The sequence below is a fragment of the Isoptericola chiayiensis genome (assembly GCF_013149805.1).
Taxonomy (GTDB): domain Bacteria; phylum Actinomycetota; class Actinomycetes; order Actinomycetales; family Cellulomonadaceae; genus Isoptericola; species Isoptericola chiayiensis.
In genome coordinates, this window is the sequence record NZ_JABEZT010000001.1 from 99,607 (window position 1) to 112,707 (window position 13,101).

The 13,101-nt window shown below is 70.1% G+C and carries 12 protein-coding genes; 1 reads left to right on the plus strand and 11 read right to left on the minus strand.

Annotation, left to right across the window (positions count from 1 at the left end; all coding sequences use genetic code 11):
• Positions 1 to 170 precede the first annotated feature (170 nt).
• Complete coding sequence (locus tag HDG68_RS00390) at positions 171 to 668, plus strand: phosphoribosyltransferase (protein WP_172148236.1); 498 nt, start codon at positions 171 to 173, stop codon at positions 666 to 668.
• A gap of 72 nt (positions 669 to 740) precedes the next feature.
• Here the strand turns inward: HDG68_RS00390 and HDG68_RS00395 are convergent, their stop codons facing one another.
• The 11 genes from HDG68_RS00395 to atpD form a co-directional block, all read right to left on the minus strand.
• Complete coding sequence (locus tag HDG68_RS00395) at positions 741 to 2,549, minus strand: 5'-nucleotidase C-terminal domain-containing protein (protein ID WP_216647863.1); 1,809 nt, start codon at positions 2,547 to 2,549, stop codon at positions 741 to 743.
• Positions 2,550 to 2,717: 168 nt separating this feature from the next.
• Entirely contained in the window at positions 2,718 to 3,698 is a 981-nt protein-coding gene (gene nrdF, locus HDG68_RS00400; protein ID WP_172148238.1) for a class 1b ribonucleoside-diphosphate reductase subunit beta, read from the minus strand.
• Positions 3,699 to 3,748: 50 nt separating this feature from the next.
• Entirely contained in the window at positions 3,749 to 5,956 is a 2,208-nt protein-coding gene (gene nrdE / locus HDG68_RS00405) for a class 1b ribonucleoside-diphosphate reductase subunit alpha (protein ID WP_425483719.1), read from the minus strand.
• Positions 5,914 to 6,345 (minus strand): class Ib ribonucleoside-diphosphate reductase assembly flavoprotein NrdI, encoded by a 432-nt coding sequence (nrdI, locus tag HDG68_RS00410; RefSeq protein ID WP_172148240.1) that lies wholly within the window; start codon positions 6,343 to 6,345, stop codon positions 5,914 to 5,916. The genes nrdE and nrdI overlap by 43 nt, the downstream gene beginning before the upstream one ends.
• An 81-nt stretch (positions 6,346 to 6,426) precedes the next feature.
• A complete protein-coding gene (nrdH, locus tag HDG68_RS00415; RefSeq protein WP_172148242.1) occupies positions 6,427 to 6,669 on the minus strand; it encodes a glutaredoxin-like protein NrdH in 243 nt (80 codons plus the stop codon).
• Positions 6,670 to 7,178: 509 nt separating this feature from the next.
• Positions 7,179 to 8,627 carry a GH1 family beta-glucosidase gene (locus HDG68_RS00420; protein WP_343037340.1) on the minus strand — a complete coding sequence of 483 codons (1,449 nt, stop codon included), beginning with the start codon at positions 8,625 to 8,627 and terminating at the stop codon, positions 7,179 to 7,181.
• Between the two features lie 69 nt (positions 8,628 to 8,696).
• A complete protein-coding gene (locus tag HDG68_RS00425; RefSeq protein WP_172148252.1) occupies positions 8,697 to 9,965 on the minus strand; it encodes an N-acetylglucosamine-6-phosphate deacetylase in 1,269 nt (422 codons plus the stop codon).
• 53 nt (positions 9,966 to 10,018) lie between these two features.
• Positions 10,019 to 10,714, minus strand: coding sequence for an endonuclease NucS (gene nucS, locus HDG68_RS00430; RefSeq protein WP_172148254.1), 696 nt, complete (start codon positions 10,712 to 10,714; stop codon positions 10,019 to 10,021).
• Between the two features lie 21 nt (positions 10,715 to 10,735).
• Positions 10,736 to 11,158 carry a DUF2550 domain-containing protein gene (locus HDG68_RS00435; RefSeq protein WP_172148256.1) on the minus strand — a complete coding sequence of 141 codons (423 nt, stop codon included), beginning with the start codon at positions 11,156 to 11,158 and terminating at the stop codon, positions 10,736 to 10,738.
• Positions 11,159 to 11,173: 15 nt separating this feature from the next.
• Positions 11,174 to 11,461 (minus strand): F0F1 ATP synthase subunit epsilon, encoded by a 288-nt coding sequence (locus HDG68_RS00440; RefSeq protein ID WP_172148258.1) that lies wholly within the window; start codon positions 11,459 to 11,461, stop codon positions 11,174 to 11,176.
• Positions 11,462 to 11,562: 101 nt separating this feature from the next.
• Positions 11,563 to 13,047 (minus strand): F0F1 ATP synthase subunit beta, encoded by a 1,485-nt coding sequence (gene atpD, locus HDG68_RS00445; protein ID WP_172148260.1) that lies wholly within the window; start codon positions 13,045 to 13,047, stop codon positions 11,563 to 11,565.
• Positions 13,048 to 13,101: the final 54 nt, after the last annotated feature.

The following is a 13,101-nucleotide window of genomic DNA, read 5'->3' on the forward strand; positions in this document are numbered from 1 at the left end:
CCGCGAAGTAGGCAACTCCCCCGCGAGGTAGGCAAACCTCCGCCGGGGTAGGCAACTCCCCCGCGACGTGGGCGCACCGACCACGACGCCCCCGCACCGCTCGAGGTGCGGGGGCGTCGTCGTCCACCGGGAGGCGGCCCGGACGTGCGAGGCGTGAGAACCTCGGATCCATGACGAGCACGGAGCGCGAGATCCTGACCTGGTCCGACTTCGGCACCGCGGCGCGCCGGCTGGCCGAGGACGTCGTCGCCGACGGGTTCCGACCCGACGTCGTCGTCGCCGTGGCCCGCGGCGGGCTGGTGCCGGGCGGGGCCGTCGCCTACGCGCTGGGCACCAAGGGCGTCGGGACGATGAACGTCGAGTTCTACACCGACATCGGACGCACCCTCGACGACCCGCGCATCCTGCCGCCGCTGATGGACACCTCCGAGCTGCCCGGCTCCCGCGTGCTCGTCGTGGACGACGTCGCGGACTCGGGGCGGACGCTGGAGCTGGTCATGCGCAAGCTGGGCGAACGTGGTGCCGACGCACGCTCGGCCGTCCTGTACACCAAACCACGCTCGATCATCCGGCCCGACTACTCCTGGCGGGAGACGGACCTGTGGATCACGTTCCCCTGGTCCGCCGAACCTCCGGTCGAGGGCGCCGCGCCCGACGTCGTGGCGTGAGGCCGGGGCCCGGTACGACGACGGGCCGCGCCCCGGTGGAGCGCGGCCCGTCTCAGCGGACGTGCGAGCCGATCACTCGATCGTGATCCGCCCCTCCCCGCCGCGCGGGTAGTCGGCCTGGCTGACGACCCCACCGAGCGCCTCGGCCAGGAAGTTCTCCAGGGACTGCTGGTCGGAGACACCGATGGTGGTGTTCTCGAGCGTCGGGTAGGCGTCCCCGCCGTTCAGCGAGAAGTTCAGGCCGGCGACGTCGACCGTGCCGTCGACCGACACCCCGTCCTCGACCAGGACCGTCCCGTCGTCCAGCACGACCGAGCGGACCCGCTCACCCGGGGCGAACTGCTCACCGGTGGACTGGTCCGCGTCCCGCGCCGGGAAGGAGGTGTCGACGGTGTAGCTGAAGCCGGCGGCCTGGACGAACGCGCCGTCCCCGGACTCGGGGAGCCGGAAGGCGCCCTCCTCCAGGATCTGGCGGAACGTCTCGACCGGCACGTCCTCGGCGATGGCGACGAAGTTGCCGAACGGCTGCAGCCGGAACGTGTCGGCGACCGAGACGGGACCCGCCTCCTGGTCGATCTCGCCGCGGATGCCGCCACCGTTCTGGATCGCCACCTGCGGCGCGTCCAGACCGAAGTCGGCGGCCGCCTGCTGCGCGGTCCACAGGTGGGCGTCGGCGATCAGGTTGCCGCAGTTCGCCTCGACGCCGCGCACCTCGCTGCGCTCGCAGTCGAGGACCACGTCGCTGGTCGCCACGATGTCCTCGGCCAGGGCGGCCTCGTACGCCGCCACCGGCTCCTCGATCTTGCGCTCGGCCTTCCGGCTCGTGCCCACGGCCTCGGCACCGGTGTCGGTGACGACCTTGATGCCCGAGTCGCCGCCGTCGATGCCGACGACGTCGCCCTTGCGGTCGAACGTCACCTCCAGCTGACCGACGTACCGGTAGTTGCCGGGCGTCGTCACCACCGGCACCTCGGTGCCGTCGGCGTCCGTGGCGATCTGGGGGTACTCGCCGTACACGTCGTCGGCGTCACCCGGGAAGAGCTGGGTCGAGTCGTCGGCGAGGATCTCGTCGCCGCCGCCGCCGATGACGACGTCGACGTCGGTCAGCGAACCGACCAGCTCGAGCTCGCTGCTCAGCCCCTGCAGGTGCGAGACCAGGATGATCTTGTCCACGCCGCGCTCGGTGAGCGCGTCGACCTGCTCCTGCGCGATCCCGGCGAGGTCGGTCAGGACCTCGACGTCGCCCGGCGAGGAGATCGTCGGCAGCGACGGCGTGGTCAGGCCGACGACGCCGATCTTCTCGCCGCGCTCGCGGATCACGGTGCTGGGGACGAGCTGGCGCAGGCCGGCCAGGGAGTCCTCCGCCGAGTAGTCGAGGTTGGCGGAGACGAACGGGGTGCGCTTGACGTCGCGCACCAGCTCGCCGAACACGCCCGGACCGAAGTCGAACTCGTGGTTGCCCACTCCGAGCGCGTCGTAGCCGACGAGGTTCTGGGCCACCGCGTCGTAGAACGGCGCGCCCTCCTCGCGCGAGGCCTGGAACGTCGTGCCCGCGAGGAAGTTGTCCCCGGAGTTCAGCGTGACGACGCCGCGCTTGAACGACTCGCCGCGGTCGTAGTTGAGGTACGAGCGCCACCGCAGGGTGTCGACCTTGCGGACGAACCGGGCGATGCCGCCGTACTCGGCGTCGTCGACCGTCGTCGGCAGCAGGCTGGACTCGCCGTCGTTGTTGTGCAGGATCGTCAGGGTGAAGTCGGCGCCGCTGTGGCCGTGATGCCGGTCGCGGTCGCCGGCCACGGCCGGCGCGGCCAGCCCGGCGGTGAGAGCGACGGCGCCGAGGGCCGCGGTCGCGGGGATGAGTCGGCTGCGGAGTGAGGACACGTTTCTCCTTCGACGGAGGCGAGCTCCGGGAGCAGGGTTCGTTCGACCTTCGCTATTCAGGCACAGGATCTGCACCATGTCCAGGCTCACCGGCGCATCGTCGCGAAGAGTTCTCCGCCGGTTCAGCCGCTCCGCGGCCGGCACCCCGGCCGGTCCACGGTCGGGACCTCAGAAGTCCCAGTCGTCGTCCGTGGTCTCCACGGCCTTGCCGATCACGTACGAGGAACCCGAGCCGGAGAAGAAGTCGTGGTTCTCGTCCGCGTTCGGGCTCAGCGCCGCGAGGATCGCCGGGTTGACGTCGGTCTCGTCCTTGGGGAACAGGCCCTCGTAGCCGAGGTTCATCAGCGCCTTGTTGGCGTTGTACCGCAGGAACTTCTTGACGTCCTCGGTGAGCCCCAGCTCGCCGTACAACGACTCGGTGTACTCCACCTCGTTCTCGTACAGCTCGAAGAGGAGCTCGAAGGTGTAGCCCTTCATCTCCTCCTGCTCGGCGGCCGAGAGCTTGGCCAGCCCCTTCTGGTACTTGTAGCCGATGTAGTACCCGTGGACGGCCTCGTCGCGGATGATGAGGCGGATGACGTCGGCCGTGTTCGTCAGCTTGGCGCGGCTCGACCAGTACATCGGGGCGTAGAAGCCCGAGTAGAACAGGAACGACTCGAGCATGGTCGAGGCGACCTTGCGCTTGAGGGGGTCGTCGCCGCGGTAGTACTCGAGGACGATCTCGGCCTTGCGCTGCAGGTGCGGGTTCTGCTCGGACCAGGCGAAGGCCTCGTCGATCTCCTTGGTGGAGATCAGCGTGGAGAAGATCGACGAGTAGCTCTTGGCGTGCACCGACTCCATGAACGCGATGTTGGTGTACACCGCCTCCTCGTGCGGGGTCAGCGCGTCCGGGATCAGGGACACCGCCCCGACCGTGCCCTGGATCGTGTCCAGCAGCGTGAGACCGGTGAACACCCGGGTGGTCATGAGCTTCTCCGCCTCGGAGAGGGTGTTCCACGACTGGATGTCGTTGGACACCGGAACCTTCTCCGGCAGCCAGAAGTTGCCGACCAGCCGGTCCCACACCTCCAGGTCCTTCTCGTCCTGCAGGCGGTTCCAGTTGATCGCGCTGACGCGGTCGATGAGCTTGAGCTGTCCGGTGGGTGCCATGGCGGTTCCTTCGGGGTGCGCGGCGGTTCGGGGACGGAGGTGCGGAGGCGTCACAGCATGCAGCTGACGCAGCCCTCGATCTCGGTCCCCTCGAGCGCCAGCTGGCGCAGGCGGATGTAGTAGAGCGTCTTGATGCCCTTGCGCCAGGCGTAGATCTGCGCCTTGTTGACGTCGCGGGTGGTGACCGTGTCCGGGAAGAACAGGGTGAGCGACAGGCCCTGGTCCACGTGCTGCGTGGCCGCGGCGTAGGTGTCGATGATCTTCTCGTACCCGATCTCGTACGCGTCCTGGTAGTACTCCAGGTTGTCGTTCGTCATGTACGGCGCCGGGTAGTAGGCGCGGCCGAGCTTGCCTTCCTTGCGGATCTCGATCTTCGCCGCCACCGGGTGGATCGACGACGTCGAGTGGTTGATGTAGCTGATCGACCCGGTCGGGGGCACCGCCTGGAGGTTCTGGTTGTAGATCCCGTGCTCCATGACGGACGCCTTCAGTGCACGCCAGTCGTCCTGCGTCGGCACGTGCACGCCGGCGTCCGCGAACAGTCGGGCGACGCGCTCGGTCGCCGGCTTCCACTCGGCGTCGGTGTACTTGTCGAAGTACTCCCCCGAGGCGTACGCCGAGTCCGCGAACCCGCCGAACGCCCGGCCACGCTCCTTCGCGAGCCGGTTGGAGGCCGCGATCGCGTGGTAGGCGACGGTGTAGAAGTAGATGTTGGTGAAGTCGATGCCCTCGGTCGACCCGTAGTGGATCCGCTCTCGCGCGAGGTAGCCGTGCAGGTTCATCTGGCCGAGGCCGATGGCGTGACCGAGCTCGTTCGCCTTCTTCACCGACGGCACCGACTCGATGCTCGTCTGGTCCGACACGGCGGTGAGCGCCCGGATCGCGGTGTCGATGGTGTGCCCGAAGTCGGGCGAGTCCATCGTCCTGGCGATGTTCAGCGACCCGAGGTTGCAGGAGATGTCCCGGCCGACCTCGTCGTACGACAGGTCCTCGTTGAAGGTCGACGCCGTGGAGACCTGGAGGATCTCCGAGCACAGGTTGGAGTGGGTGATACGTCCGGCGATCGGGTTCGCCCGGTTCACGGTGTCCTCGAACATCACGTACGGGTACCCGGACTCGAACTGCAGCTCCGCGATCGTCTGGAAGAAGTCGCGCGCCCTGATCGTCTTCTTGGTGATGCGGTCGTCGGCGACGAGCTCGTCGTACTTCTCGGTGATCGAGATGTCGGCGAACGGCTTGCCGTACACGCGCTCGACGTCGTACGGGCTGAACAGGTGCATGTCCTCGTTGCGCTTGGCCAGCTCGAACGTGATGTCCGGGATGACGACGCCGAGCGAGAGGGTCTTGATGCGGATCTTCTCGTCGGCGTTCTCGCGCTTGGTGTCGAGGAAACGCAGGATGTCGGGGTGATGGGCGTGCAGGTAGACGGCGCCGGCGCCCTGGCGTGCCCCGAGCTGGTTGGCGTAGGAGAACGAGTCCTCCAGCAGCTTCATGACGGGGATGACGCCGGAGGACTGGTTCTGGATGTGCTTGATGGGCGCGCCGTGCTCGCGCACGTTGCTGAGCAGCAGGGCGACGCCGCCGCCGCGCTTGGAGAGCTGCAGGGCGGAGTTGATGCCGCGCGCGATGGACTCCATGTTGTCCTCGATGCGCAGCAGGAAGCAGGACACGGGCTCGCCACGCTGCGCCTTGCCCACGTTGAGGAACGTCGGGGTCGCGGGCTGGAACCGCCCGGCGATGACCTCGTCGACGATGTCGCGAGCGACCTGCTCGTCACCGTCCGCCAGGCCGAGGGCGACCATCGAGACGCGGTCCTCGAAGCGCTCGAGGTACTTCTTGCCGTCGAACGTCTTGAGCGTGTACGACGTGTAGTACTTGAACGCGCCGAGGAACGACTCGAACCGGAAGTCCGCGGCGTACGCACGCTGGAACAGCTCCTTGACGAACGCCCGGGAGTACTTGGCCAGCACGGCGGGGTCGTAGTACTTGTTCTCGACCAGGTGGTCGAGCTTGGCGTCGAGCGTGTCGAACTCGATCGTGTTGGGCAGCACGTGCTGACGGAAGTAGGCCGCCGCGGCCTCGCGGTCCTTCTCGAACTGGATCTCGCCGTCCGGCCCGTAGAGGTTCAGCATCGCGTTGAGCGCGTGGTAGTCGAGCTCGGACTGCTGCAGCGTCACGCTCCCGGTCTGCTCCGGAGCGTCGGCGGAGGTTGCGCTCACGCCGAGATCAGTGACTGTCGTTGCCAAAATCGTCCCAATCCGTCACGGACGCGCTGGGCGTCCTCGGCCGTCCCGAGAAGTTCGAAGGCGTACAGGTAGGGCACCTGGCACTTCGCGGAGATGATGTCGCCGGCGATGCAGTACGCAGCGCCGAAGTTGGTGTTGCCCGCGGCCACGACGCCGCGGATCAAGGAACGGTTCCCCACGTCCCCGAGGAACTTGCGCACCTGCCGCGGGACGGCGCCGCCCTCGTTGCCCCCGCCGTAGGTGGGGGCCATCAGGACGTACGGTTCGTCGACGGTCAGGAAGCCGTCGGACGGACGCAGCGGGATGCGGTGGACCGACATCCCGAGCTCTTCCAGCCCGAGGCGCTGGACGAAGCGGTGCGTGTTCTCCGAGACGCTGGAGAAGTAGACGAGCGATCCCATGTCACGCTCCCCCCGTCGGTCGTGCTGCGGTGGAGCCGGCCCGGTCGCCGACGACGTCGGGGACCGGGCCGGGGTCGAGGGTCAGGCCGAGACGGCCTGCTGCGCCGCGACGGCGCTGATCTGGTCGGGGCGGAAGCCCGACCAGTGGGTGTCGCCGGCGACGACGACCGGCGCCTGCAGGTAGCCGAGCCCACGGACCATCTCGAGCGCGTCGGCGTCCTGCGTGATGTCGACGACGTCGTACTCCACGCCCTTGCGGTCGAGGGCACGGTAGGTCGCGTCGCACTGCACGCAGGCCGGCTTGCTGTAGACCGTGACGCTCATGTCGCACTCCCTGTCTCGCCGCCCGATCGGCGGTCGTCCGATGTCCCGAGTTCTGCTCCGACGAGCTCCGGGAGCTGCCGTCCGAGACCCCGCGAAGCCCTCCGCGAGAGCCTCCGACCTGGGACGACACCGGTGGAACTACGCCGATGTTCTTTCCGTCGGAGCCTAGGGCTGCGACGTGTCCCCAACACTACACCTAGTGTTCGGCGGCCGCTCGCCCACGACATGTTGTGGTTCACACGGGTGTGATTTCGCCCGTGTGATTCGTCCGGAATCGCCGGTACGGGCCACCTCGACGACGCCTGGGACCACCTTCTCACCCGCCTCCGACACCGCGGTCGTCCACCGCCGCGTGCACCGGCCCGACGGCTCCCGGGGCGCAGGTTCGCGCGGCACGGCACCCGTCGTCCACACCCGGTGGACGACGACGGTCCACAGGCTGTGCAGATCCGGTCCGGGGCCCGCACGAGCCTGGCTCAGATCTTCCTCACACCTCGGCGCCCGGCGTGTCAGAGGACCGGTTGCGCCTCGAACACCGCCGGGAGCCGACCGGTCCGGGCCAGGCGGGCGAACCAGTAGGCCGAGTCCTTCCAGGTGCGCTCGCCCGTGTCGTAGTCGACGCGGAGCAGGCCGAACCTCTTCGAGTAGCCGTAGGCCCACTCGAAGTTGTCCATGAGCGACCAGGCGAAGTAGCCGCGCACGTCCGCACCCGCGTCGATCGCCGCACCGACGGCCGCCACGTGGTCGCGCAGGTAGGCGACACGCGCGACGTCGTGCACCCGGTCGATCCCGAGCGCCGTGTCGGGCACGACGACGTCGTCGAACGCCGCGCCGTTCTCCGTCACCGCCAGCGGCTGGTCCGGGTAGCGCTCGTGCAGCGAGACCAGCAGCTCCGTCAGCCCTGCCGGCTCCACGTTCCAGCCCATCGCGGTGTGCGGACCGGGCTGGGGCAGGAACTCGACGTCGTCCGCGGCGACCCAGGGCGAGGTCACGGTCGTCCTGTGCCCGTCGGCGCGCACCGGCTCGCCGTTGCCGGAGAACCGCCGCACCCGGGTCGACGAGTAGTAGTTCACCCCGAGCACGTCGATCGGCTGCCGCGTGACGTCGAGGTCGCCGTCGCGCACGAACGACCAGTCCGAGACGTCCGCGGTGTCGGCGAGCACGTCGTCGGGGTAGGCGCCCTCGAGCAGCGGGCCCAGGAACACCCGGTTGGCGAGGCCGTCGACCTGGCGCACGGCGTCGGCGTCCTGGTCCGAGGCGGTCGCGGCGCGGAAGACGTGCAGGTTCAGCGTGATCGAGCACTGCGCCCCGGGCAGCTCCTCGCGGATCGCACGCACCGCCAGGCCGTGCGCGAGGTTCAGGTGGTGCACCGCCGCGAGCGCCGACGCCGGCTCGGTCCGTCCGGGGGCGTGCACGCCGGAGGCATACCCGAGACAGGCGCTGCACCACGGCTCGTTGAGCGTCGTCCACGTCGCGACGCGGTTCCCGAGCTCGCGGGCCATGGCCCGGGCGTAGTCGGCGAACGCCTCGGCCGTCTCCCGCACGGCCCACCCGCCGGCGTCCTCGAGCTCCTGGGGCAGGTCCCAGTGGTAGAGCGTCACGAAAGGGGTGATCCCCTTGCTCCGCAGCGCGTCGAGCAGGTCGCGGTAGAAGGCGACGCCCTCGGGGTTCAGCGGTCCGCGACCGCCGGGCTGGACCCGGGGCCAGGAGATCGACAGGCGGTAGCCGCCGACGCCGAGGCGCTCGAGGTGGTCGACGTCCTCACGCCACCGGTGGTAGTGGTCGCAGGCGACGTCGCCGGTGTCGCCGCCCTGCACAGCGCCGGGGACGCGGCACAGCGTGTCCCAGATCGACGGTCCGCGACCGCCCTCGGTGGCGCCGCCCTCGATCTGGTAGGCCGCGGTGGCGGTCCCCCACAGGAAGTCCTGGCCGAACGTGCCGGCGTTGATGGTGCTCACAGCTGGCTCCTCACCCCTCCGGGGCCGACGTGCTCGGCCCGACGCTCACCCGACCGCTGCGCGACCCGATCAGACGGGCCGGCCGCCCCGGCACACGTGCTGCACCCGCAGGTCCCGGTCGGTGACGACGACGTCGGCGCGGCGCCCGGCGACCAGACCGCCGACGTCGTCGCGGCCGAGCACGCCCGCGGGGACCCACGAGGCGCAGCGTACCGCCGTCACCAGCGGCAGGCCGGCGTCCACGACCGCGCTGCGCACCACGTCGACCAGGTGCGCGGTCCCGCCGGCGATGGCGCCGTTGCCGGGGTCCGCGGGGTCGGTCAGGCGCGCGACGCCGTCGGTCACCGTCACGTCCTGGGGACCGAGCCGGTAGGCCCCGTCGGCCATCCCGGCCGCACCCATGGCGTCGGTGACCAGGGCGACCTGGTCCGCGCCCACCGTCTCGGTCACGGTCCGCACCGTCGCCGGATCGAGGTGCACGCCGTCGCCGATCAGCTCGACGACCAGGTCGCCCCGCGACGCCGCCGCGAGACAGGCGGCGATCGGCCCGGGATCGCGGTGGTGCAGCGGGCGCATCCCGTTGAACAGGTGCGTGGCGGTCATCCGCCGGCGGGGTCCGGGCGCCTCGGCCAGGGCACCGAGGACCTGGCCCACCAGGTCCTCGGCCTGCGCGGTGCTGCTGTCGGTGTGTCCGAGCGACGGGATCACACCGGCCCGGACGAGCGCGACCGCCGCCCCGCCGGGCCCCCCGACGCCGTCGACGTCGGGGGCGACGGTCATCGTCCGCAGGTGGCCACCCGCCGCCTCCACGAGCTCGCGCACGAGCGTGACGTCGCCGGGGATCAGGTAGCGCGGGTCCTGGGCACCGCACCGCGCGGCCGCGAGGAACGGCCCCTCGGCGTGGATGCCGTCGATCTCGCCGGCCTCGGCCAGGCCGCTCAGCAGCTCGAGCTGGCGCACGAGCGTCTCCGTGGGAGCCGTCACCAGGGAGGCGAGCAGCGTCGTCGTCCCGTGCGTCCGGTGCTCGACGACGGCGCGCAGGGCCTCGTCCGCGTCGGCGGCGTCGGGGAAGCCCGCTCCCCCGCCGCCGTGGTTGTGCAGGTCGACCAGCCCGGGGAGCACGTACGTGCCGGGCGGGGGCTCCTCCGCCGCGGCGACCTCGTCGCCCACGCCGGCCCCCGCGGCCTCCTCGATCGGCCCGGCCCACACGATCGTGCCGTCGGCCACCACGACCGCGCCGTCGGGGACGACGGCGTCGGGGGTGACGACGTCTCCGCGCAGGGCGAAGACCTGGGGCGGTTCCGGGACGAGGACGTCGGTGTCGCGATCGCTGGTCATGGACCCATCCTGCCCCACCGGTCGGGCATTAGGAAGCAGTCCTGCCTAACGCCTCAGAAGAGCCGCGACCCCGGGTCGTCGACCCCACGCATCGCGTCGTAGTCGAGCACCAGGCAGTCGATCCCCCGGTCGGTGGCGAGCACCCGGGCCTGCGGCTTGATCTCCTGAGCGGCGAACACCCCTCGCACCGGCGCCAGCAGCGGGTCACGGTTGAGCAGATCCAGGTAGCGCGTCAGCTGTTCGACCCCGTCGATCTCGCCACGACGCTTGATCTCCACCGCGACCGACGCGCCGTCCGCGTCCCGGGCGAGGATGTCCACCGGCCCGATCGCCGTCATGTACTCCCGGCGCACGAGCGAGTGCCCCGCACCGAGCAGGTCGATCTGGGCGGCGAGCAGCTCCTGCAGGTGCGCCTCCACCCCGTCCTTCACCAGGCCGGGGTCGACGCCGAGCTCGTGCGCGGAGTCGTGCAGCACCTCGTACAGCTCGATCTCGAGCCGGTCGTCGGACTTCTGGTGCTGCACCGCCCAGACCTCGACGACACCGCGCTCGGCGGCCTCCGGCTCCGGCTCGCGGACCGCGGTCGTGCAGGGCGGGCTCATCCAGTTCAACGGCTTGTACGACCCGCCGTCGGAGTGCAGCAGCACGCTGCCGTCCGCCTTGACGAGCAGCAGCCGGGTAGCCGGCGGCAGATGAGCGGTCAGCCGACCCGTGTACCGGGCCGAGCAGCGGGCGACGACGAGACGCACAGAACTCCTCGAGGGAACAGGTCAGACGACGAGGTCGCGGCGACCCGGGGGTGCGGACTCCAGCCACGACGCCAGGCCCGAGTACGCCCCGGGCGACATCGTCAGCTCGAAGTCCGTGCCGTCGTAACGGCAGCGGACCAGGACCAGGTCGGGCTGTCCGGCCTGGTCGAGCGAGACCCGGCCGGTGATCGCGAGCCGGTCACGCTGCCACGTCCGCGCCGGGCGGGGGGCCAGCGACCAGCAGCGCCACCAGTCGATGCGTCCCGCGCCGTACTGGGCGATACCGACCGACCAGGCGGCCTGCGGCCGGCTGCCGGCCCGGGCGCTGCACTGGAACGACCCGACCCGGTGCGACAGGGTACGCAGCCGGGACGCCCCGGCCAGCGCGACCAGGACCAGCACGAGCAGCACGACGCCGAGCGCCACGAGCACGTACTGACCCATCTCGCGATCCGTCCCTCAGGCTCGCGTCCCCGCGTGGCCGCCGACCTCGGAGAGGTCGTCGACCACGAGCGTGACGACGTCGTCGTCGACGGACACGAACCCGCCGCTGACCTGAGCCTCGACCGCGACCTGGCCCGGTGCGGTGGAGACCTTGACGGTGCCGGGGCGCAGCACCGCGAGCAGCGGCGTGTGTCCGGCGAGGATGCCGATCTGACCGTCGGCGGACGGGGCGCTGACCTCGCGCGCCGCGCCGGACCAGACCTTGCGGTCGGCCGCGACGAGATCGACGTTCAGCTCTGCCATGTCGGGCTCCAGGGTTCTTCAGTCGAGGGTGGTACGGCGTCGCCCCACCGGTCCGTACGGTACACGGCAGGGCGACGCCGTCGAGAGGGGCGACGCGGTCGTCAGGCCCCGTACTCCTTCTGGATGCGCGCCCAGTTGCGCTCGAGGTCCTCGAGACCACCGATGTTGTAGAAGGCCTGCTCGGCCACGTGGTCGTACTCGCCCTCGGTGATCTTCTTGAACGCCTCGACCGTCTCGCTCAGCGGCACCGTGGAACCCTCGACACCGGTGAACTTCTTGGCCATGTAGGTGTTCTGGGAGAGGAACTGCTGGATGCGGCGCGCACGGGCCACCAGCGTCTTGTCCTCCTCCGAGAGCTCGTCGACACCGAGGATCGCGATGATGTCCTGCAGCTCCTTGTTGCGCTGCAGGATCTGCTTGACCGCCGTGGCGACCTCGTAGTGCTCCTGGCCCACGTACCGCGGGTCGAGGATGCGCGAGGTGGAGGTCAGCGGGTCGATCGCCGGGTACAGACCCTGCGAGGCGATCTCGCGCGAGAGCTCCGTCGTGGCGTCCAGGTGGGCGAACGTCGTCGCCGGCGCCGGGTCGGTGTAGTCGTCCGCGGGCACGTAGATCGCCTGCAGCGAGGTGATGGAGTGACCGCGCGTGGACGTGATGCGCTCCTGCAGCAGACCCATCTCGTCGGCGAGGTTCGGCTGGTAGCCCACGGCGGACGGCATGCGGCCGAGCAGCGTGGAGACCTCGGAACCCGCCTGCGTGAAGCGGAAGATGTTGTCGATGAACAGCAGCACGTCCTGCTTCTTGACGTCGCGGAAGTACTCCGCCATCGTCAGCGCGGACAGGGCGACGCGCAGACGCGTGCCCGGCGGCTCGTCCATCTGGCCGAAGACCAGGGCGGTCTTGTCGAAGACGCCGGCCTCGTCCATCTCGTGGATCAGGTCGTTGCCCTCACGGGTGCGCTCGCCGACGCCGGCGAACACGGAGACACCGCCGTGGTCCTGGGCGACACGCTGGATCATCTCCTGGATGAGGACCGTCTTGCCGACGCCCGCACCACCGAAGAGACCGATCTTTCCACCCTGCACGTACGGGGTGAGCAGGTCGATCGACTTGATGCCCGTCTCGAACATCTGCGTCTTCGACTCGAGCTGGTCGAACGCCGGCGGCTTGCGGTGGATCGGCCAGCGCTCGGTGACCTCGATCTGCTCGCCCTCGGCGAGGTTCAGGACCTCGCCGGTGACGTTGAAGACCTTGCCCTTGGTGACGTCGCCGACGGGCACCGAGATGGGCTCGCCCGTGTCGGTGACGACCGCGCCCCGGACCAGGCCGTCGGTCGGCTTGAGGGCGATGGCGCGCACGAGGGAGTCGCCCAGGTGCTGAGCGGTCTCGAGGGTCAGGGTGAAGGAGCTCTCGCCCTCGCCCTGGTTCGACAGGTCGATGTCGACCGTGAGCGCGTTGTAGATGTCGGGGATCGAGTCCTCGGGGAACTCGATGTCGACGACAGGGCCGATCACGCGTGCGACGCGGCCGGTGCCCGGCCCGGCGGGGGCCGCGCCCTGCGGCGATTCCACAGTGGTGGCGGTCATTGCTTGCCTCGCTTCGAAAGGTTCGGGTGTGAGTTCGTCGATCGACGGCGTCGG